The organism is Streptomyces sp. NBC_00370 (genome assembly GCF_036084755.1).
Lineage (GTDB): Bacteria > Actinomycetota > Actinomycetes > Streptomycetales > Streptomycetaceae > Streptomyces.
Window position 1 is genome coordinate 7,153,753 of the sequence record NZ_CP107968.1, and the last position, 21,006, is coordinate 7,174,758.

Here is a 21,006-nt window from a genome sequence, read left to right on the forward strand (position 1 = left end):
CGCACACCGCATCTTCGAAAGGCAGCTGTCGTGAGTACCGAAGCGTTCGTCTACGACGCGATCCGCACCCCCCGAGGCCGGGGCAAGGCCAACGGCGCCCTGCACGGCACCAAGCCGATCGATCTGGTCGTGGGGCTCATCCACGAGATGCGCGCCCGGTTCCCCGGACTCGACCCGGCGGCCGTCGACGACATCGTGCTCGGCGTGGTGAGCCCGCTCGGCGACCAGGGCTCGGACATCGCCCGGATCGCCGCCATCGCCGCGGGACTGCCCGACAGCGTCGCCGGCGTACAGGAGAACCGCTTCTGCGCGTCAGGCCTTGAGGCCGTCAACCTGGCGGCGGCCAAGGTCCGTTCCGGCTGGGAGGACCTGATCCTGGCCGGCGGCGTCGAGTCGATGTCCCGGGTGCCGATGGGCTCCGACGGCGGTGCCTGGGCGATGGACCCGATGACCAGCTTCGACACCGGCTTCGCCCCGCAGGGCATCGGCGCCGACCTGATCGCCACCATCGGCGGCTTCACCCGGCGTGACGTGGACGAGTTCGCCGCGCTGTCCCAGGAGCGGGCGGCGACGGCCTGGAAGGACGGCCGCTTCGCCCGGTCCGTCGTACCGGTCACCGACCGCAACGGCCTGACCGTCCTCGACCACGACGAGCACATGCGGCCCGGCACCACCGCCGACTCGCTGGCCGGCCTCAAGCCGTCCTTCGCCACCATCGGTGACGTGGGCGGGTTCGACGCGGTCGCGCTGCAGAAGTACCACTGGGTCGAGAAGATCGACCATGTCCACCACGCGGGCAACTCCTCCGGCATCGTGGACGGCGCCGCGCTCGTCGCCGTCGGCTCCAAGGAGATCGGCGAGCGGTACGGCATGACACCGCGCGCCCGGATCGTCTCGGCCGCCGTTTCGGGATCCGAGCCGACCATCATGCTGACCGGACCGGCCCCCGCCACCCGCAAGGCGCTCGCCAAGGCCGGGCTGACCATCGGTGACATCGACATGATCGAGATGAACGAGGCGTTCGCCGCCGTCGTCCTGCGCTTCGCCGCCGACATGGACGTCTCCGTCGACAAGATCAACGTCAACGGCGGCGCCATCGCGCTCGGCCACCCCCTCGGCGCCACCGGCGCGATGATCCTCGGCACCCTCGTCGACGAACTGGAGCGGCAGGACAAGCGGTACGGACTCGCCACGCTCTGCATCGGCGGCGGCATGGGCGTCGCCACCGTCGTCGAGCGCGTCTGACCCCGGCCAGCCCCTCCCCACCCCCGATACGGAGCAGCAGCATGAGCGAGTCCACCACCATCCGCTGGGAACAGGACGGGACCGGCGTCGTCACCCTCGTCATCGACGACCCACGGCAGTCGGCCAACACCATGAACGAGGCGTTCCGCAGGTCCGTGACGGCGGTCGCCGACCGCGCCGAGGCCGAGCGGGACACCATCCGCGGCATCATCGTCACCTCGGCGAAGAAGACGTTCTTCGCGGGCGGCGACCTCAAGGACATGATCAAGGTCGGGCCCGGCGACGCCCAGCGGGTCTTCGACAGCAGCATGGCGATCAAGCACGCCCTGCGCCGCATCGAGACCCTGGGCAAGCCGGTGGTCGCCGCCATCAACGGCGCGGCACTCGGCGGCGGTTATGAGATCGCCCTCGCCTGCCACCACCGCGTCGCGCTGGACGCCCCCGGGTCGAAGATCGGCTTGCCCGAGGTCACGCTCGGCCTGCTGCCCGCCGGCGGCGGAGTCACCCGTACGGTCCGGCTGATGGGCATCGCCGACGCGCTGCTCAAGGTGCTGCTGCAAGGCACCCAGTACTCCCCGGCGCGCGCTCTGGAGCACGGGCTGATCCATGAGGTCGCGGCTACCCCCGACGACATGCTCGCCAAGGCGCGCGCCTTCATCGACGCCCACCCCGAGTCGTCCCAGCCCTGGGACGCGAAGGGGTACCGGATCCCCGGCGGCACCCCGGCCAGCCCGCGCTTCGCCGCCAATCTGCCCGCCTTCCCCGCCAACTTGAAGAAGCAGACCGGCGGGGCGCCCTACCCGGCGCCGCGCAACATCCTCGCCGCGGCGGTCGAGGGCTCGCAGGTCGACTTCGAGACGGCGCAGACCGTCGAGTCCCGGTACTTCACCGAGCTGGTCACGGGACAGACCGCGAAGAACATGATCCAGGCGTTCTTCTTCGACCTCCAGGCCGTCAACTCCGGGGCGAGCAGGCCGCAGGGCATCGCCAAGCGCGAGATCCGCAAGGTCGCCGTCCTCGGCGCCGGGATGATGGGCGCGGGCATCGCGTACTCCTGCGCCAGGGCAGGCCTCGACGTCGTCCTCAAGGACGTCTCGCGGGAAGCCGCCGACCAGGGCAAGGCGCACGCGGAGAAGGTCCTCGCCAAGGCGGTCGGCCGGGGCCGTACGACCGAGGCTGAGCGCGACCAGGTGCTCGCCCGGATCACCCCCACCGCCGAACCCGCCGACCTCGCGGGCTGCGAAGCGGTGATCGAGGCGGTCTTCGAGGACGTGTCGCTCAAGCACAAGGTGTTCCAGGAGATCCAGGAGATCGTCGAGCCGGACGCGCTGCTCTGTTCCAACACCTCGACCCTGCCCATCACCACGCTCGCCGACGGGGTGACCCGCCCCGCCGACTTCATCGGGCTGCACTTCTTCTCACCCGTCGACAAGATGCCGCTGGTCGAGATCATCAAGGGTGAGCGGACCGGCGACGAAGCGCTGGCGCGCGCCTTCGACCTGGTGCGGCTGATCAGGAAGACGCCGATCGTCGTCAACGACTCACGTGGCTTCTTCACCTCACGCGTCATCGGCCAGTTCATCAACGAAGGCGTCGCGATGATCGGCGAGGGCGTCGAACCCGCCTCCGTCGAGGCGGCGGCCGCCCAGGCCGGCTACCCCGCCAAGGTGCTGTCGCTGATGGACGAGCTGACGCTGACCCTGCCGCGCAAGATCAGGGCCGAGGCGCGGCGCGCCGTCGAGGAGGCGGGCGGCAGCTGGACCGCGCACCCCGCTGACACCGTCATCGACCGGATGGTCGACGAGTTCGGCCGCACGGGACGCGGCGGCGGCGCCGGGTTCTACGAGTACGGCGAGGACGGCGCCAGGACCCGGCTCTGGCCGGGGCTGCGCGAGCACTTCACGAAGCCGGAAGCGGATGTGCCCTTCGCCGACATGCGGGAGCGGATGCTGTTCGCCGAGGCGATCGACACCGTGCGCTGTCTGGAGGAGGGCGTGCTCACGTCGGTGGCCGACGCCAACATCGGCTCCATCATGGGCATCGGCTTCCCCGCGTGGACCGGCGGCGTCCTGCAGTACATCAACGGCTACGAGGGCGGCCCCGCCGGCTTCGTCGGGCGCGCCCGCGAGCTGGCCGAGCGGTACGGCGAGCGGTTCGAGCCGCCCGCGCTGCTCGTCACCAAGGCGGAGAAGGGCGAGACGTTCACCGACGCGTGAGCCGGCGCCGCACGTGAGCCACCTGGGCCCCGCAGGACGTGGCGGGCCGCGCTCCCCGGCTTATTCGGCCGGGAACGCGGTCCGCAGCTCATCCTTGAGCGAGCGCCGGAACGCGGTCACCAGCGCCTGCGCCACCAGCGGCCGCACATGGCCCGACAGCGAACGCATCGCCGCCACCTGCTCGGGGTCCTGCTCCCGCTCCGTGTACGGCCCCCACACCTCGTCCCGGAACAGCCGGGACAGCTCGTGCGCCACCGCGCGGGTGTGCTCCAGCAGGACGGTACGGGCCGCGAGGATCGTCTCGTGGGCGAGCGGCAGCTCCAGCAGCTCGACCCCGAGCCGCAGCAGTCCCGGATCGAGCCGGTAGCCGCCGGCGTCGTCGGCCCGTTCCAGCACCCCCATCGCGGCGAGCCGGTCGATGTCCTGCTCGGTCAGCGCCCGCCCGGCCCGCCGTTCCAGCTCGGCCCTGTCCGCCTCCTCGGCGGAGTCCGGCGCCCAGGAGGCCACGAGGGCGCGGTGGATGGCGAGGTCATGGGCGCTCAGATCGGGCGGCAGCTGCTGGAGGTAGCGCTCGATCGCCGCGAGGGTCATGCCCTGGTGCTGCAGTTCCTCGATGAGCGCGAGACGCGAGAGATGGTCCCTGCCGTACTGCCCCACCCGGCGCGGACCGAGCACCGGCGGCGGCAGCAGTCCACGGGTGCTGTAGAAGCGGACGGTACGCACGCTGACCCCGGCCCGCGCCGCGAGCTGGTCGACGGTGAGTGTGACCTCGGCACCGGTCGTCATACGCCGCCTCCCGTCACTGTCTCCGGTGCAACAGTATTGCTGTCGCACCGGCACTGCGAAAGCCGGAGCGGGCCGCTCCCGCGATCAGGCGGAGGCGCGGCGCACCAGTGTGGTGGGCATGATCACCGACTCCTGCTCAGGGGCGGGCGCGCCGTCCGGCGACCGGTCGAAGCCGCCCAGCAGCAGCCGCGCCATCAGCCTGCCCTGCCCCTCCACGTCCTGCTGGACGGTGGTCAGCGGCGGATCGGTGTTCTCGGCCACGGAATCCATGTCGTCGAAGCCGACGAGGGCCACATCCCCGGGCACCGTGCGGCCGTGCTCCTTGAGCACCCGCAGCGCGCCGGAGGCCATCAGGTCGTTGCCCGCGAACACCGCGTCGAGGTCGGGACACCGCTCCAGCAGCTCCGTCATCGCCCGGACACCGCTCTCCGCGGTGAAGGCGCCCTCGACGACCAGTGCGGGATCGGCGTCCGGCAGCACGTCGCGGTACCCGTCGAGCCGGTCGGTGGCCGACGTCTGGTCGCGCGGGCCCGCGATGTGCGCGATCCGGCGCCTGCCGATGTCCCGCAGATACCGGACCGCGGCCCGCGCACCGCCCCGGTTGTCGGCGTCCACGTACGGCACCGCCTGCTGCTCGGGCGCCACCGTCCACACCGGCCGGCCGCCGTAGACGGTCGGCAGCCCGGCCCGCCGGGTGATCGCCGGGATCTGGTCGTCGGTGTGCAGCGAGAACGCGAGCGCGCCGTCCACGTGGCCGCCCGTCAGATAGCGGGCGATCCGCCCGTGGTCGCCCGGACCCTCGACCAGCAGCAGCACCAACTGGGTGTCGTGCAGGGTCAGTTCCTTGCTGATACCGCGGATCTGCTGGAAGAAGAACGGGTCCGAGAAGATCCGTATCTCCGGCTCGGGAATGATCACGGCGACCGCGCCGGTGCGCCGGGTGACCAGCGTGCGGGCCGCGTGGTTCGGCACGTACCCCAGCTCGTCGACCGCCTCGCGCACCTTCTCCACCAGCGACTGACGCACACCCGTGCTGCCGTTGACGACCCGCGAGGCGGTGGCCCGTGAGACACCGGCACGCGCGGCCACGGCTTCCAGCGTGGGGCGGTCCCCGGGGGACGAATCGGTCAAGGCGTGCGCTCCTCGGCAGCGAACTGACACATTGAACCGTTACACCCTATCCGCTGCCGGTCCGCCGACGGAGAGCGCTTTCTCCGCCGGGGGTCCGGCCGCTCAGAAGGTCAGCCCGTCCGTCGCCAGCCTGGCGGCGTCCTCGGCGCAGCCCCAGGCCACGGTGACACCGGCGCCGCCGTGCCCGTAGTTGTGCACCAGCCGTCCGCCGCCCGGCAGTTGTACGACATCGAGCCGCACCTGGGGCCTGGCGGGCCGCAGCCCGACCCGGTGGTCCAGCACCCGCGCGGTGGCGAGCCCGGGATGGACCCGCGCGCAGCGCGCCACGATCGCCGCCGCCTCCGCCGGGTCGGTCTCCAGGTCCCAGGAGTGCTCGCTCGCCGTACCGCCGAGCAGCACCCCGTACGGCTGCGGCATCACGTACGTCATGTCGGTCGAGTCGGGGTCCGTCGCCACGAACCACTCGTCGACGCCCGGGTTCTCGACCACCACCACCTGACCGCGCACCGGGAACACCGAGGCGTCGGGGGCCAGTTCGCGGGCGCCGAGCCCGGTGCAGTCCACCACCACCCGCGCCTCGGCGGCCGGCTCGTCGAAGCCCGTGGCCGACCGTACGTCGACGGTGCCGCTGGCGAGCCGCAACCGCGCCTTCAGATAGCGCAGATACACCGGCATGTCGATCAACGGAACGGCGGCCCGCACCCCTTGGGCGAAGCCCTGGGGCAACTCGTCCTGGCGCGCCTCCCGCAGCCCCGGCACCCGGGACGCCCAGGCGCCGAGGTCGCTCAGAGGCGTGTTGGCCATCAGCCCCTCGACCACCCGGACGCCGGTCGCCGCAGGATTCTCCGCGAGCCGTTCGTAGCGCGAGAGGGATCTCTCCAGCCAGGTCCCGACCAGCTGCGCGGGCTCGATCCGGTACGGCCAGAAGAGGGCACCGGCCGTCGCCGATGTCGTCCGGCCGACCGGATCGCGCGTCCACAGGCCGACCCGCAGGCCGTCCTCCGCCAGTACCACCGCGGTCGTCAGCCCGATGACTCCGCCGCCGACCACGATCACATCACTGCTGGTCATGGTCGGACCGTAGCGGAATCCGGCCCGACACGCGGCATTTCGCCCTGGGGACGGGCCCGGTTACCCCGCGGCGGACGGCTCGCCCGGCCGCCCAGCTCCCGCGCCCCGGCCCGGCGATAGGATCAGTCCCCTGATGACTGCCACGCTCGTAGCCAAGGATCTCGCCGCAGGACACGGCGACCGCTCGCTCTTCACCGGGCTCGACCTCGTCGTGGCCCCCGGTGACGTGATCGGACTCGTCGGTGCCAACGGGGCGGGCAAGTCGACCCTGCTCCGGCTGCTCGCCGGACTCGACTCGCCCGAGAGCGGGGAGCTGCGGCTCTCCCCGCCCACCGCCTCCGTGGGCCATCTCCCGCAGGAGCCCGAGCGGCGGGACGGCGAGACCGTACGGGACTTCCTGGCCCGCAGGACCGGCGTCAGCGCGGCGCAGGCCGCCCTGGACGCGGCCACCCAGGCGCTCGTGGACGCGGCGCCGGGCGCCGACGACGCGTACGCCGTCGGTCTGGAGCGCTGGCTCGCGCTGGGCGGCGCCGACCTCGACGAACGCGCCGATGAGGTCGCCGCGTCGCTGGGTCTGACCATCGGGCTCGACCAGCCCATGACCACCCTCTCCGGCGGCCAGGCGGCCCGCGCCAGCCTCGCCTCGCTGCTCCTCTCCCGCTACGACGTCTTCCTGCTGGACGAGCCGACCAACGACCTCGACCTGGACGGACTCGAGCGGCTCGAACGGTTTGTGAGCGGGCTGCGCGCGGGGACGGTCGTGGTCAGCCACGACCGCGAGTTCCTGGTGCGCACCGTCACCAAGGTGCTCGAACTCGACCTGGCCCAGCAGAAGATCACCCTGTTCGGCGGCGGCTACGAGGCGTATCTCGAAGAGCGGGAGACCGCGCGGCGGCACGCCCGCGAGGAGTTCGACGAGTACGCCGACAGGAAGTCGTCCCTCGAAGCCCGCGGCCAGATGCAGCGCGCCTGGATGGACAAGGGCGTCAAGAACGCCCGCCGCAAGGCCACCGACAACGACAAGATCGGCCGCAAACTCCGCACCGAGTCCACCGAGAAGCAGGCGGCCAAGGCGCGCCAGACGCAGCGGATGATCGAACGGCTCGACGTGGTCGAGGAGCCGCGCAAGGAGTGGGAACTGCGGATGGAGATCGCAGCCGCCGACCGCTCGGGCGCCGTGGTCGCGACGCTGCGGGACGCCGAAGTGCGGCGCGGCGGCTTCCAGTTCGGCCCGGTGTCGCTCCAGATCGACCGCGCCGACCGGGTCGCCATCACCGGTGCCAACGGCGCCGGCAAGTCCACGCTGCTCGCGGCCCTGCTGGGCCGGCTGCCGCTGGACGAAGGCCACGCCACCCTCGGCGCGGGCGTGGTGGTGGGCGAGGTCGACCAGGCCCGCGCGCTGTTCCACGGAACGCAGAGCCTGCTGGACGCGTTCCGCGCCGCGGTGCCGGACACCGAACCCGCCGAGATCCGCACCCTGCTGGCGAAGTTCGGGCTGAAGGCCGGTCATCTGTCGCGTCCCGCGACGACGCTGTCACCGGGGGAGCGGACCAGGGCGGCGCTCGCGCTGCTCCAGGGCCGGGGCGTCAATCTGCTGGTGCTGGACGAGCCGACCAACCATCTCGACCTGCCCGCCATCGAGCAGCTGGAGTCGGCGCTCGACTCCTACGGCGGCACGCTGCTGCTGGTGACCCACGACCGCCGGATGCTGGACGCCGTCAGTACGACGCGCCGGCTGGTCGTGTCGGCGGGAAAGGTGCACGAGGAATAGCCGGGGCGCGAAGAACAGGCGGGGTGCGTGACCACGCACCCCGCCTGTTCCCGCTGTTACGCCGAAGAGCTGCGTTCCCGCGCGTCACAGAGTGGCGGCGACAATGGCGACGAACGCCACCGCCAGCACCACGGCGACGATTCCGAGCACCATTCCGGCGGTCGCGGAACCGCGGTTGTCGGCCTGGCCCTGTGCGGCCCTGCGGCGGCCTGCGACACCGAGGCAGATGGCGACGATTCCCAGCGGCAGCGCGGCGATCCAGTACCAGGAAAGCAGCAGACCGATGATTCCCAGCACCAGGGAAGCCGTGCCCATGCCGTTGTGCGTGGTGCCGGGGGTGGCACCGGCCCGCATATGACCCGTTCCGGACGTAGAGAGGTTCGACATCAGATCCTCTTTTCGTGTTGGTCTTTTCCGGCTACCCCCGGCTCCCGCCGCTACTCGTCGGCTGCTTGTGCACGACGCCGGGCTCAGCGGCCCTTCGGGTCGACAAGTCCCGCCTTGCGCAAGGCGTCAGCCATCGCGCTGTTCCCGGGAGCCGGCGCCGGAGCCGACCGCCGTCCCTGGCCTTGCCCCTGCCCCTGCCCCTGACCCTGTCCCTGCCCGGCTGCCTTGCGCCGGGGGCCGCCGCCGGAGCGCTGCCGCGGCGCCCGGTCCCGTCCGGCGTCGCCGGACTCCGCGCCCGAACCGCCCGCCGCTTCGTCGTCCAGACGCAGCGTCAGTGAGATCCGCTTGCGCGGGATGTCGATGTCCAGCACCTTCACCCGCACCACGTCGCCCGACTTCACCACGTCACGCGGGTCCTTGACGAACGTCCTCGACATGGCCGACACATGGACAAGACCGTCCTGATGGACGCCGATGTCGACGAACGCCCCGAACGCGGCGACGTTCGTCACGACACCCTCCAGGATCATCCCCGACTCCAGGTCGCCCAGCTTCTCGACGCCGTCCTTGAACGTGGCCGTCTTGAACGCCGGCCGCGGGTCGCGGCCCGGCTTCTCCAGCTCGCGCAGGATGTCCGTGACCGTCGGGAGCCCGAAGGAGTCGTTCACGAAGTCCGCCGGGCGCAGCGAGCGCAGCACCGTCGAGTTGCCCATGAGCGCGGCGACCTCCGCACCGGTGGTCTTCGCCATGGAACGCACGACCGGGTACGCCTCGGGGTGCACGCTGGACGCGTCCAGCGGGTCGTCGCCGTCGCGCACGCGCAGGAAGCCCGCGCACTGTTCGTACGCCTTGGGGCCGAGCCTCGCCACGTCCTTGAGGGCCTTGCGGGAGCGGAACGGGCCGTTCGCGTCGCGGTGCGCCACGATGTTCTCCGCGAGCCCCGCGCCGATGCCGGAGACCCGGGAGAGCAGCGGCGCCGACGCCGTGTTCACGTCGACCCCCACGCCGTTCACACAGTCCTCCACGACCGCGTCGAGCGAGCGGGAGAGCTTCACCTCGGACAGGTCGTGCTGGTACTGGCCGACACCGATCGACTTGGGGTCGATCTTCACCAGCTCGGCGAGCGGGTCCTGGAGCCGGCGCGCGATGGAGACGGCGCCCCTGATCGACACGTCGAGGTCGGGCAGCTCCTGCGATGCGAAGGCCGACGCCGAGTACACCGAGGCGCCCGCCTCGGAGACCATCACCTTGGTGAGCTTCAACTCCGGGTGCTTGGCGATGAGTGCACCGGCGAGCTTGTCGGTCTCGCGGGACGCTGTGCCGTTCCCGATGGCGATCAGATCGACCGAGTGCTGCTTCGCGAGCCGGGCGAGGGCCGCCAGCGACTCGTCCCACCGGTTGGCCGGGACATGCGGGTGGATGGTGTCGATGGCGACGACCTTGCCCGTCGCGTCCACGACGGCGACCTTCACACCGGTGCGGAACCCGGGGTCGAGGCCGAGCGTCGCGCGGGTGCCGGCGGGCGCGGCCAGCAGCAGGTCGCGGAGGTTCGAGGCGAAGACCCGCACCGCCTCGTCCTCGGCTGCCGTGCGCAGCCGCAGCCGCAGATCGATCCCGAGATGGACCAGGATCCGGGTCCGCCAGGCCCAGCGCACGGTGTCGCCGAGCCACTTGTCGCCTGGCCTGCCCCGGTCGTTGACCTGGAAGCGCCGGGCGATCATGTTCTCGTACAGGGAGGGTCCCGGCTGGTCCGACGGCTCCTCGGGCTCCAGCGTCAGATCGAGGACGTCCTCCTTCTCGCCGCGGAACATGGCCAGGACGCGGTGCGAGGGCAGCGCGGTGAAGGCCTCGGCGAAGTCGAAGTAGTCGGCGAACTTCGCGCCGGGCTCCTCCTTGCCGTCCCTGACCTTCGCCACGAGCCTGCCCTTGGACCACATCCGCTCGCGCAGCTCGCCGATGAGGTCGGGGTCCTCGGAGAAGCGCTCGGTGAGGATGGCGCGCGCGCCCTCCAGGGCCGCCGCCGGGTCCGCCACACCCTTCTCGGCGTCCACGAAAGAGGCGGCAGCGGTCAGGGGATCCACCGACGGGTCGCTCAACAGCCCCTCGGCCAGCGGCTCAAGACCCGCCTCACGGGCGATCTGCGCCTTCGTACGCCGCTTGGGCTTGAAGGGCAGATAGATGTCCTCCAGGCGCGCCTTGGTGTCGGCGGCGCGGATCTGCGCCTCCAGGGCGGCGTCGAGCTTGCCCTGCTCCCGTACGGATTCGAGGACGGCCGTGCGCCGCTCCTCCAACTCCCGCAGATAGCGCAGCCGCTCCTCAAGGGTGCGCAGCTGCGCGTCGTCGAGCGTCTCCGTCGCTTCCTTGCGGTAGCGCGCGATGAACGGCACGGTCGATCCGCCGTCGAGCAGCTCGACGGCCGCCCGCACCTGCCGCTCCCGTACGCCGAGTTCCTCGGCGATCCTGCCTTCGATGGACGTCGTCACTTCACGCTCCGCATTTCTGTCCGTTCCGCGGTCTGCATTGTGGCAGGTGGCTGTGACATCGCCCGTCGCGACGGGCGCGCGGACGGGCGACACGAGCCGGTTCATCCTGGCGGGGACCAGCCGAAGCGCGGCTCGCGGCGCTCCAGGAAGGCGGCGACGCCCTCGGCGGTTTCGCCGCTGACCCGCGCCTGCCGGGCCCAGTGCGCCGCCCGGTCGGTCCTGCCCGAGACGAACTCCTTGGCCGCCGCCTGGGTCAGCTGCGAGCGCGAGACGAGCGTACGGGCGAACTCGGCCACCCGCTTGTCCAGTTCGCCCGCGGGCAGCGCCTCGTCGACGAGCCCGGTGCGCAGGGCGCGGTCCGTGTCGATCAACTCGGCGGAGAACAGCAGGTGTTTGGTGGCCGCCGGGCCCACCAGCTCGGTCAGCCGCCGGGTGGAGGACGGCGGGTAGATGATTCCCAGTCGCGCGGGGGTGACCCCGAACACGGCGCCCTCGTCGGCGAACCGCAGATCGCACGCCACGGCCAGCTGGCAGCCGCCGCCCACGCAGTGGCCGCGTACGGCGGCCAGCGCCGGCTTGGGGAAGCCGGTCAGCGCCTCTTCCGCCCGAACGGCCAGGGACTGCGGATCCTCGCCGGGCTCCCGCAGCGACGAGATGTCGGCGCCCGCGCAGAAGGTGCCGCCCGCGCCGGTCAGTACCAGCACCCGGACGGCGGGGTCCGCCGCGAGCCGCCCGAGCAGCGGCGGCAGCTCACGCCACATCCCGGCGGTCATCGCGTTGCGCTTGGCCGGGTGGTGGATCACCACGGTCGCGACGCCGTCCGCGACGGTGAGCAGCAGCTGGGGCTCCATGGACCGGATGGTATCGGGCACCGAAGACGCCGGCGAAGCGACAACCGATGATCAGGGCCGGTCGCAAGACGCCGTCCCACGTGCCCGTTCGGTCATATCGCGTCGATACCCGCTGACTTCTGTTCAGTAGCCGGGGGCGGACCGGATCTTTCCCAAGACTCGGTGACCGAGGACAGCGCCGGTCCGCCGGCGGGCCGAGCCGAGGGTGGGTGCCGCAGTATGGAGAGCCGCGCGAGTGTTCCGGCCCCGCCGCCGGTGTACGAGGGGGTCTGGCGGTTCACCGCACCGGCCGTGGAGGTGTCGGTGCCCCAGGCCCGGCACGCGGTACGCGACCTGCTGAAGCGTCAGGCGGCCGAGGCCCCCGACGATCTCGTCCAGGGCGTCCTGCTGATCGTCTCCGAGCTGGTCACCAACGCCGTACGGCACGCCGCCCTGCTCTCGCCCGAGGTCGGCGTCGAGGTCGCTATCGGCGCCGGCTGGATCCGGATCGCCGTCGAGGACAACCACCCGTACCGGCCCAAGGCGCTGGAGCGGGACTACGCCCAGACCAGCGGGCGCGGGCTGCTGCTGGTCAGGGAGATCACCGCCGAGGCCGGCGGCAGCTGCGATGTCGAGCACACCGCCGGCGGCGGGAAGATCGTCTGGGCGGCGCTGCCGCTCACCAGCCCCCGGCGGGCCCCGTCAGCTCCCTGATCGCCGGACGCGCCGTGTCCAGCACGGTCATGAACCAGGCGGAGAACGTCGCTTCGGCGTGCAGCTCGGTCAGCTCGGCCGGGGTGACGAACGCCGTGTCGTCGATCTCGTCGGGGTCGGGCCGCAGCGAGGACTGCGCGAGACCCACGAAGAGATGGTTGAACTCCTGCTCCACCAGGCCCGACTTCGGGTCGGGGTGGTTGTAGCGCACCGTGCCGGCCTCGGCGAGCAGCGTGGGCGAGATGCCCAGCTCCTCGTGGGTACGGCGGGCGGCCGCCGCGAACGGCGCCTCGTCCGGGTACGGGTGCCCGCAGCAGGTGTTCGACCAGACGCCGGGGGAGTGGTACTTGCTCAGCGCCCTGCGCTGGATCAGCAGCCTGCCCTGCTCGTCGAAGAGGAAGACGGAGAAGGCGCGGTGCAGCTTCCCCGGTGGCTGATGCGCGGAGAGCTTCTCGGCCGTACCGATGGTGTTGCCGTCTTCGTCGACCAGCTCCAGCATGATCGGTTCTTGTACGCCGTTCGACGAGCTGTTCGCCGCAGCAGTGACTGGTGTGGTCGGCATAACCATCCTTCGCTTCGGGCCTCGGCCCCCAAGTCTGCCGTACAAAAGCCCCGTGTCCGCACTTCGGGGGCGTGGGCATGTCCGTTCCCACAATTACCCGCCGGGACACCGCCACAGGGCCGGCCCGTCGGTGCACGGAGGTGTGGCGACGGCGCGCGCACCACTGGTGTACCACCGGCGCCGCGCCCCGTCAGGGGCAGAGTCCCGCCTCGTGCTCGGCATGGCCACCCGGCTCCAGCTGGAAGGTGCAGTGCTCGACATCGAAGTGATGACCGAGACAGCCCTGCAGGTCATGGAGCATCTTCTCGTGGCCCACCGCGTCCAGCGCGTCCTGGTCCACCACCACATGCGCGGAGAGCACCGGCATGCCGGACGTGATGGTCCAGGCGTGGAGGTCGTGCACGTCCGCCACTCCGGGCAGGGACAGCATATGCGCCCGCACCTCGCCCATGTCCACGTCCTTGGGCGCCGCCTCCAGCAGCACGTTGAGCGTCTCGCGCAGCAGCTTCACCGTGCGCGGGACGATCATCAGCCCGATCAGCAGGGAGGCGATCGGGTCGGCGGTCTGCCAGCCGGTGGTCAGGATCACCGACGCGGAGACCAGCACGGTGAGCGAGCCGAGGGTGTCGGCCAGCACCTCCAGATACGCGCCGCGCACATTGAGGCTCTCCTTCTGGCCGCGCATCAGCAGCGAGAGGGAGATCACATTGGCGACCATGCCGATCAGCGCGAAGACGATCGCGAGACCACCCCGGGTGTCCGGCGGCGTGATGAAGCGCTCGACCGCCTCGTAGACCAGATAGCCGCCGACGCCGAGCAGCAGCAGACAGTTGGCGAGCGCGGCGAGGATCTCGGCCCGCGCGTAGCCGAAGGTCCGGCTGTCGTCGGCGGGCCTCGCGGCGAAGTGGATGGCGAGCAGGCCCATCCCGAGCCCGACCGCGTCGGTCGCCATATGGGCGGCGTCGGCGATGAGGGCGAGCGAGTCGGCGGCGAGACCACCGATGATCTCGATCACCATCACGGACAGCGTGATGCCGAGCGCGATCCGCAGCCGGCCCTTGTAGGCGGCGGCCGCCGTGCCCGTCGGCACGCTCCCGTGGCTGTGTCCGTGGTCGTGCCCTGCCCCCATGAGGACACCTCCCGCTGGTCGGACGAACTGCCGGACCCCGTCAGTGAACTACGGGTGGGGGGTATCCGGCAACACGGGACTGAACACCGTTGTCATTCCGTCTGACCTGCGGAAATGAGCGCAGGTCAGCGCCCTTTCAAGATCATCCGACCGGGGCCGCCGGATGGCGCAGCCGCCACCCTTCCCAGGCGGACCCGACCATGTCGCGCATCGAGCGCTTCGCCGTCCAGCCCAGCTCCTGGGCGATGAGATCCACCGAGGCGACGGCTCGCGCCGCGTCGCCGGCACGGCGCGGCCCGACCTCGGGTGTGAGCCCGTGACCGGTGACATCGGCCACCAGATCGGCCAGCTCACGCACCGATACGCCCCGGCCGCGGCCGATGTTGAGGGTCAGGTCCCCGGGCTGCCGCTGTCCGGCCAGCCGCCGGGCGACCGACAGATGCGCGTCGGCGAGATCGGCGACATGGATGTAGTCGCGTACGCAGGTGCCGTCCGGCGTCGGATAGTCCGCGCCGAAGATCAGCGGGGCCTCGCCCCGGGTGATCCGGTCGAAGTACATCGGGATGATGTTGAACACGCCCGTGTCGGACAGCTCGGGCGAAGCGGCGCCCGCCACGTTGAAGTACCGCAGACAGGCGGTGGCCAGGGAGTGCGCCTGCCCGGTGGCCCGGACCAGCCACTCGCCGGCCAGCTTCGTCTCGCCGTACGGACTGATCGGCGCCGCCGGGGTCTGCTCGGTGATCAGCTCCACGTCCGGCACCCCGTAGACGGCCGCCGAGGACGAGAACAGGAAGCGGCCGACGCCGCCCGCCACCACCGCTTCGAGCAGCACCGTCAGCCCGTGCAGGTTCTCCCGGTAGTACCGGAGCGGCTGCTCGACGGACTCACCCACCTGCTTCTTCCCGGCCAGATGCACCACACCGGTGACCGCGTGGGCGGCCAGCGTCCGGTCGACCAGGCCCCGGTCCAGCAGCGACCCCTCGACCAGCTCGATCTCCTTCGGCAGCCGCTCGGGGACCCCCGTCGACAGGTCGTCGAGGACGACGACCCGCTCGCCGGCGTCGGCCATCGACCGCGCCACATGTGCCCCGATATAACCCGCTCCGCCTGTGATCAGCCACGTCATGCGGTCACCCTAACCGGCCGGTGCGCGGCGGCCGGGTGGCCGGTTTGGCGGTGGGGTGCCGGTGGACGATGATGATCACCGGCCGGGGCCCGGCGGGATCGGACCGGAGCGTCCTGGGCGTAAACGGCCGGTGAACTCCGGCTGGCGTTCATCCGATAGCCTCTGCCGACGTGCCGCCGCCCCGGACACACCGGGTCACGAAGCCGCGCACCCAGCCCTGTCAGTGCCAAGGAGTGAGTTCGTCTGTCGACCGCCATTCTCACAGGTACGCCGGTGCCCGGATCGCCGCTCGAAGGCCATCTGCGGTCCCTGGGATTCGACGTCCGCAACGCGTCGGACGCCGCCGAAGCGGGGCAGCTCGCCGCCGCGGCCCCGGCCGGTGAGCGGATCGCGCTCGTCGACCCGCGCTTCGTCGGCCATGTGCACACACTGCGCCTCGCGCTGACCGACCCCCGGTTCCCCGCCGTCGCCGTGCCCGGAGCGCTCACCGCCAAGCCGGAGGCCAGGGCCGCGCTGCTGCGCGCCGTCGGTGCCGCCGGCGTCCCGGCCGGAGCCCCGGTCCCGGCCCCGGCAGGACCCGCGCTCGCCGGCCAGCTCACCCGGCAGGCGCCGCTGACCGACCTCGTCGCCGACGCCGTCGAGGCGGACGGCACCGCCGTGCACCGCCCCGAACTGGGCTCGCTCGTCGCCGCCGTACCGGACGACGCGACCGCGCGTGCCCAGGCCGAGGCCGCCGTCCGCGCCGTCGACGACGAAGCCGTACGGCTGCGCTCCGCGGTCAAGGCGCGCGACGGCTTCTTCACCACCTTCTGCATCAGCCCCTACTCCCGCTACCTCGCACGCTGGTGCGCGCGCCGCGGCCTGACGCCCAACCAGGTGACCACCGCCTCGCTGGTCACCGCCCTGATCGCGGCGGGCTGCGCCGCCACCGGCACCCGAGGCGGCTTCGTCGCCGCGGCGGTCCTGCTGATCTTCTCCTTCGTGCTGGACTGCACCGACGGACAGCTCGCCCGCTACTCGCTCCAGTACTCGACGCTGGGCGCCTGGCTGGACGCGACCTTCGACCGCGCCAAGGAGTACGCGTACTACGCGGGACTCGCCCTCGGCGCCGCCCGTAACGGCGACGACGTGTGGGCGCTGGCGCTCGGCGCGATGGTGCTCCAGGCCTGCCGCCATCTCCTCGACTCCTCCTTCAATGAGGCCAACGTCGACGCCACGGCGGCGACGGCCGACGGCAAGGCCGTGGCCGGCACCCCGACGGCCGCGCTCTCCAGCAAGCTCGACAGCGTCGGCTGGACGGTGTGGGTGCGCCGGATGATCGTCCTGCCCATCGGCGAGCGCTGGGCGATGATCGCCGTCCTCACCGCGTTCACCACGCCCCGGATCGTCTTCTACGCGCTGCTCGTCGGCTGCGGTTTCGCCGCCTGCTACACCAGCGCGGGACGCGTCCTGCGCTCGGTCACCCGCAAGGCCAACCGCACCGAGCGGGCCGCCCGCGCCCTCGCCGAACTCACCGACTCCGGGCCGCTCGCCCGGTCGGTCGCGGGACTGCTGCGCCGCCCGGCCCGCCGGATGCCCGCCGTCCTGTCGTTCCTGGTGGCCTTCGTCGGCGGAGCCGCTGTCGCCGCCACCGCCGCCTTCGCGCCGATCGACGGGCCCTGGCCCGCGGTCGCCGCCGTGGTCTACGTCCTGACCTCGGGCATCGCGGTCGCCCGCCCGCTGACCGGCGCGCTCGACTGGCTTGTCCCCACGGTCTTCCGGGCAGCCGAGTACGGCACGATCCTGCTGCTGGCCGCCCGGTCCGAGGTGAACGGCGCGTTGCCCGCGGCCTTCGGCCTGGTGGCCGCCGTGGCCTACCATCATTACGACACGGTGTACCGCATCCGCGGCGGCACCGGCGCCCCGCCCCGGTGGCTGGTCATGACGATCGGCGGACACGAGGGCAGGACGCTCGTCGTCACCGTCCTCGCCGCCGTACTCGTGACGCGGCACACCGACTTCCCCACGGCCCTGACGGTGCTCGCGGTCGCCGTGGCGCTGGTCGTGCTCGCCGAGTCCATCCGCTTCTGGGTGTCCTCGGCGGCCCCCGCCGTACACGACGAAGGAGAAACCGCATGATCGGCCTCGTACTGGCCGCCGGAGCCGGCCGGCGACTGCGCCCCTACACCGACACGCTCCCGAAGGCCCTGGTGCCGGTGGACGCGGCGGGGGACGGCAGCATCACCGTCCTCGACCTGGCGCTCGGCAACTTCGCCGAGGTCGGCCTCAAGGAGGCCGCGATCGTGGTCGGTTACCGCAAGGAAGCCGTGTACGCCCGCAAGGAGCAGCTGGAGCGGACCTACGGTCTGAAGATCACCCTGATCGACAACGACAAGGCCGAGGAGTGGAACAACGCCTACTCCCTGTGGTGCGCGCGTGAGGTCATCAAGCAGGGCGTGATCCTCGCCAACGGCGACACCGTGCACCCGGTCTCCGTCCAGCGCACCCTCCTCGACGCCCGGGGCCAGGGCCGCAAGATCATCCTCGCCCTCGACACGGTCAAGCACCTCGCCGACGAGGAGATGAAGGTCATCACCGACGGCGAGAAGGGCGTGCGCTCCATCACCAAGCTGATGGACCCGGCCACCGCCACCGGCGAGTACATCGGCGTCACTCTCATCGAGCCCGAGGCGGCCGAGGAGCTGGCGGACGCGCTCAAGGCCACCTTCGAGCGCGACCCCGACCTGTACTACGAGGACGGCTACCAGGAGCTGGTCAACCGCGGCTTCATCGTGGACGTGGCGCCGATCGGGGACGTCCCCTGGGTCGAGATCGACAACCACGACGACCTCGCGAAGGGCCGTGAGATCGCGTGCCAGTACTGACCCGGCTCATCCCTTCGCCGGTCGTCGTCGACATCCGCCGGGGCGCCATGGACCAGCTCGCCGGGCTCCTCGCCGACCAGCGGATCTCCAGCTCGGGCAAGCTCGCCTTCGCGCTGAGCGGCGGGTCGGGACAGGCGCTGCGCGAGAAGCTGGCGCCGCTGCTGCCGGACGCCGACTGGTACCCCGTCGCTGACGGCACGATCGACTCGGCGGTCAAGCTGGCCGACGGCATCAAGGGCAAGCGGTACGACGCCGTGGTCGGTCTCGGCGGCGGCAAGATCATCGACGTGACGAAGTACGCGGCGGCCCGGCTCGGCCTGCCCATGGTGGCCGTCGCCACCAACCTCTCGCACGACGGCATCTGTTCACCGGTCTCGACCCTCGACAACGACAACGGCCGCGGCTCGTACGGCGTCCCGACGCCCATCGCCGTCGTCATCGACCTCGACGTCATCCGGCAGGCCCCGGTCCGCTTCGTCCGCTCGGGCATCGGCGACGCGCTCTCCAACATCTCCGCCATCGCCGACTGGGAACTCTCCCACCAGGTCAACGGCGAGCAGGTGGACGGTCTCGCCTCCGCGATGGCCCGCACGGCCGGCGAAGCCGTCCTGCGCCACCCGGCGGGCGCGGCCGACGACGCGTTCCTCACCGTCCTCGCCGAGGCACTGGTCCTCACCGGTATCGCCATGTCGATCAGCGGCGACACCCGCCCGTCGTCCGGCGCCTGCCACGAGATCAGCCACGCCTTCGACCTGCTGTACCCCAAGCGCGCCGCGCTCCACGGCGAACAGGTCGGCCTCGGCGCCGCGTTCGCCATGCACCTGCGCGGCGCGCACGAGCAGTCGGCGCTCTTCGCCCAGGTGCTGCGCGGCCACGGGCTGCCCGTGCTGCCGGAGGAGATCGGCTTCTCCGCCGACGAGTTCGTACGGGCCGTGGCCTACGCGCCGCAGACCCGCCCCGGGCGCTTCACGATTCTCGAGCACCTCGACCTGTCCACCGATCAGATCAGGGACGCGTACGCCGACTATGCCAAGACCATCAGTAGCTGAACTCCGTCCGGTCGTTCACCCGGAGGGCGTGAAGGACCGGCGCAGCGGGGAGCACTGGGCCGGGCGCATGTACATGCGGGAAATCTCGCTGCACATCGACCCGTACCTGGTCAACACCCGTATCTCGCCCAACCAGCTCACGTATCTGATGGTGGTCGTGGGGGTGATCGGCGGCGCCGCCCTGCTGGTGCCCGGCATCACCGGCGCGATCCTCGCCGTGGTGCTGTTCCAGATCTATCTGCTGCTCGACTGCGTGGACGGCGAAGTCGCCCGCTGGCGCAAGCAGACCTCCATCACGGGCGTCTATCTCGACCGTGTCGGCCACTACCTGTGCGAGGCGGCCCTGCTCGTCGGCTTCGGGGTGCGCGGCGCCGACGTCTTCGAGCAGAACGGCTCGACCGCCAACTGGCTCTGGGCGTTCCTCGGCACGCTCGCCGCGCTCGGCGCGATCCTGATCAAGGCCGAGACGGACCTGGTCGACGTCGCACGGCAGCGCAGCGGACTGCCCGCGGTCAAGGACGAGGCGTCGGCGCCCCGCTCCTCGGGTCTTGCCCTCGCCCGGCGCGGCGCCGCCGCGCTCAAGTTCCACCGGCTCGTCGGCGGTATCGAGGCCAGCCTGTTCATCCTGCTGATGGCGATCCTCGACGTGGTCCACGGCGACCTGTTCTTCACCCGCCTCGGCATCGCCGTACTCGCCGGCATCGCCCTCGTGCAGACCCTGCTGCACCTCGTCTCCATCCTGGCGTCCAGCAGGCTGAGGTGAGCGACATGCGGCTCGGCGCCGTGATCCTCACCATGGGGGACCGCCCCGCCGAACTGCGCGCGCTGCTCGACTCGGTCCGCGCCCAGCAGGGCGATCCGGTCGAGATCGTGGTGGTCGGCAACGGCGCCCCGGTGCCCGAAGTGCCCGCCGGGGTACGGACGGTCCTGCTGCCGGAGAACCTCGGGATCCCGGCCGGCCGCAACGCGGGGATCGAGGCGTTCGGCCCGGCGGGTGCGGACGTGGACGTCCTGCTCTTCCTCGACGACGACGGCTCGCTGCCCGACACCGGGACAGCGGAGCTGCTCCGCGCCGCGTTCGCCGCCGACCCGGTGCTGGGCATCGTCAGCTTCCGCATCGCCGACCCGGTGACCGGTCTCACCCAGCGCCGCCATGTGCCCCGGCTGCGCGCCTCCGACCCGCTGCGCTCGTCCCGGGTGACGACCTTCCTGGGCGGCGCCAGCGCCGTGCGAACCAGGGTCCTGGCCGAGGTCGGCCCGCTGCCCGGCGCCTTCTTCTACGCCCACGAGGAGACCGATCTCGCCTGGCGGGCCCTGGACGCCGGCTGGCAGATCGACTACCGCGCCGACCTCGTCCTGCACCACCCGACCATGCCGCCGTCGCGGCATGCGGAATATCACCGGATGGTGGCCCGCAACCGGGTCTGGCTGGCCCGCCGTAATCTGCCCGCGCCCGTCGTCCCGCTCTATCTGGGGGTGTGGCTGCTGCTCACCCTGGTCAGACGGCCGTCGGTGGCCGCCCTGAAAGTCTGGTTCGCCGGCTTCAGGGAAGGCTGGGCCTCGCCGCCGGGACCCCGGCACCCCATGAAGTGGCGTACGGTATGGCGGCTGACCCGACTGGGCCGGCCGCCGGTCGTCTGAC

18 protein-coding genes are annotated in these 21,006 nt (G+C 71.6%); 9 read left to right on the top strand and 9 right to left on the bottom strand.

The window, feature by feature from the left end:
- Positions 1-30: 30 nt before the first annotated feature.
- Together OHS57_RS31795 and OHS57_RS31800 are read left to right on the top strand one after the other, a co-directional pair.
- A complete protein-coding gene (locus OHS57_RS31795; RefSeq protein WP_328584138.1) occupies positions 31-1,245 on the top strand; it encodes an acetyl-CoA C-acetyltransferase in 1,215 nt (404 codons plus the stop codon).
- A 41-nt stretch (positions 1,246-1,286) separates the two neighbouring features.
- Positions 1,287-3,461 (top strand): 3-hydroxyacyl-CoA dehydrogenase NAD-binding domain-containing protein, encoded by a 2,175-nt coding sequence (locus tag OHS57_RS31800; RefSeq protein WP_328584139.1) that lies wholly within the window; start codon positions 1,287-1,289, stop codon positions 3,459-3,461.
- 60 nt (positions 3,462-3,521) lie between these two features.
- Here the strand turns inward: OHS57_RS31800 and OHS57_RS31805 are convergent, their stop codons facing one another.
- The 3 genes from OHS57_RS31805 to OHS57_RS31815 form a co-directional block, all read right to left on the bottom strand.
- Complete coding sequence (locus OHS57_RS31805) at positions 3,522-4,247, bottom strand: MerR family transcriptional regulator (RefSeq protein WP_328584140.1); 726 nt, start codon at positions 4,245-4,247, stop codon at positions 3,522-3,524.
- An 84-nt stretch (positions 4,248-4,331) separates the two neighbouring features.
- Positions 4,332-5,378 (bottom strand): LacI family DNA-binding transcriptional regulator, encoded by a 1,047-nt coding sequence (locus tag OHS57_RS31810; RefSeq protein WP_041993099.1) that lies wholly within the window; start codon positions 5,376-5,378, stop codon positions 4,332-4,334.
- 102 nt (positions 5,379-5,480) lie between these two features.
- The gene (locus tag OHS57_RS31815) at positions 5,481-6,449 is read right to left on the bottom strand and encodes an FAD-dependent oxidoreductase (protein WP_328584141.1); all 969 of its coding nucleotides are present in this window, start codon (positions 6,447-6,449) and stop codon (positions 5,481-5,483) included.
- 133 nt (positions 6,450-6,582) lie between these two features.
- On the opposite strand from OHS57_RS31815, the gene OHS57_RS31820 reads away from it, so the two are divergent.
- Positions 6,583-8,220, top strand: coding sequence for an ABC-F family ATP-binding cassette domain-containing protein (locus OHS57_RS31820; protein WP_328584142.1), 1,638 nt, complete (start codon positions 6,583-6,585; stop codon positions 8,218-8,220).
- 84 nt (positions 8,221-8,304) lie between these two features.
- On the opposite strand, the gene OHS57_RS31825 is transcribed toward OHS57_RS31820, so the two are convergent.
- From OHS57_RS31825 to OHS57_RS31835, 3 genes are all read right to left on the bottom strand, one after another.
- Positions 8,305-8,607, bottom strand: a complete 303-nt coding sequence (locus tag OHS57_RS31825; RefSeq protein ID WP_328584143.1) for a DUF4190 domain-containing protein — start codon at positions 8,605-8,607, stop codon at positions 8,305-8,307.
- Positions 8,608-8,690: 83 nt separating this feature from the next.
- Positions 8,691-11,090: a Tex family protein gene (locus OHS57_RS31830; RefSeq protein ID WP_328584144.1), complete on the bottom strand. Its 2,400-nt coding sequence runs from the start codon at positions 11,088-11,090 to the stop codon at positions 8,691-8,693.
- A gap of 101 nt (positions 11,091-11,191) precedes the next feature.
- Positions 11,192-11,941, bottom strand: coding sequence for an enoyl-CoA hydratase/isomerase family protein (locus OHS57_RS31835; RefSeq protein ID WP_328584145.1), 750 nt, complete (start codon positions 11,939-11,941; stop codon positions 11,192-11,194).
- 219 nt (positions 11,942-12,160) lie between these two features.
- On the opposite strand from OHS57_RS31835, the gene OHS57_RS31840 reads away from it, so the two are divergent.
- The gene (locus OHS57_RS31840) at positions 12,161-12,634 is read left to right on the top strand and encodes an ATP-binding protein (RefSeq protein ID WP_328584146.1); all 474 of its coding nucleotides are present in this window, start codon (positions 12,161-12,163) and stop codon (positions 12,632-12,634) included.
- On the opposite strand, the gene idi is transcribed toward OHS57_RS31840, so the two are convergent.
- The 3 genes from idi to galE all read right to left on the bottom strand — a co-directional run bounded on the left by idi (position 12,600) and on the right by galE (position 15,451).
- Positions 12,600-13,196 (bottom strand): isopentenyl-diphosphate Delta-isomerase, encoded by a 597-nt coding sequence (gene idi, locus OHS57_RS31845; protein ID WP_041993120.1) that lies wholly within the window; start codon positions 13,194-13,196, stop codon positions 12,600-12,602. The genes OHS57_RS31840 and idi overlap by 35 nt on opposite strands.
- A 190-nt stretch (positions 13,197-13,386) precedes the next feature.
- Complete coding sequence (locus tag OHS57_RS31850; RefSeq protein WP_041993122.1) at positions 13,387-14,325, bottom strand: cation diffusion facilitator family transporter; 939 nt, start codon at positions 14,323-14,325, stop codon at positions 13,387-13,389.
- A 142-nt stretch (positions 14,326-14,467) separates the two neighbouring features.
- Positions 14,468-15,451 (bottom strand): UDP-glucose 4-epimerase GalE, encoded by a 984-nt coding sequence (gene galE / locus OHS57_RS31855; protein ID WP_328584147.1) that lies wholly within the window; start codon positions 15,449-15,451, stop codon positions 14,468-14,470.
- A 243-nt stretch (positions 15,452-15,694) separates the two neighbouring features.
- On the opposite strand from galE, the gene OHS57_RS31860 reads away from it, so the two are divergent.
- The 5 genes from OHS57_RS31860 to OHS57_RS31880 are packed head-to-tail and all read left to right on the top strand — an operon-like array spanning position 15,695 to position 21,005.
- Positions 15,695-17,569 (top strand): DUF5941 domain-containing protein, encoded by a 1,875-nt coding sequence (locus OHS57_RS31860; protein ID WP_328585213.1) that lies wholly within the window; start codon positions 15,695-15,697, stop codon positions 17,567-17,569.
- Positions 17,566-18,315, top strand: coding sequence for a phosphocholine cytidylyltransferase family protein (locus OHS57_RS31865; protein WP_041993132.1), 750 nt, complete (start codon positions 17,566-17,568; stop codon positions 18,313-18,315). Before OHS57_RS31860 ends, OHS57_RS31865 begins: the two co-directional genes overlap by 4 nt.
- Positions 18,303-19,364, top strand: coding sequence for an iron-containing alcohol dehydrogenase family protein (locus OHS57_RS31870; RefSeq protein ID WP_041993135.1), 1,062 nt, complete (start codon positions 18,303-18,305; stop codon positions 19,362-19,364). The genes OHS57_RS31865 and OHS57_RS31870 overlap by 13 nt, the downstream gene beginning before the upstream one ends.
- Positions 19,342-20,127 (top strand): CDP-alcohol phosphatidyltransferase family protein, encoded by a 786-nt coding sequence (locus tag OHS57_RS31875; RefSeq protein WP_078863789.1) that lies wholly within the window; start codon positions 19,342-19,344, stop codon positions 20,125-20,127. The genes OHS57_RS31870 and OHS57_RS31875 overlap by 23 nt, the downstream gene beginning before the upstream one ends.
- A gap of 5 nt (positions 20,128-20,132) precedes the next feature.
- A complete protein-coding gene (locus OHS57_RS31880; RefSeq protein WP_041993137.1) occupies positions 20,133-21,005 on the top strand; it encodes a glycosyltransferase family 2 protein in 873 nt (290 codons plus the stop codon).
- Position 21,006: the final 1 nt, after the last annotated feature.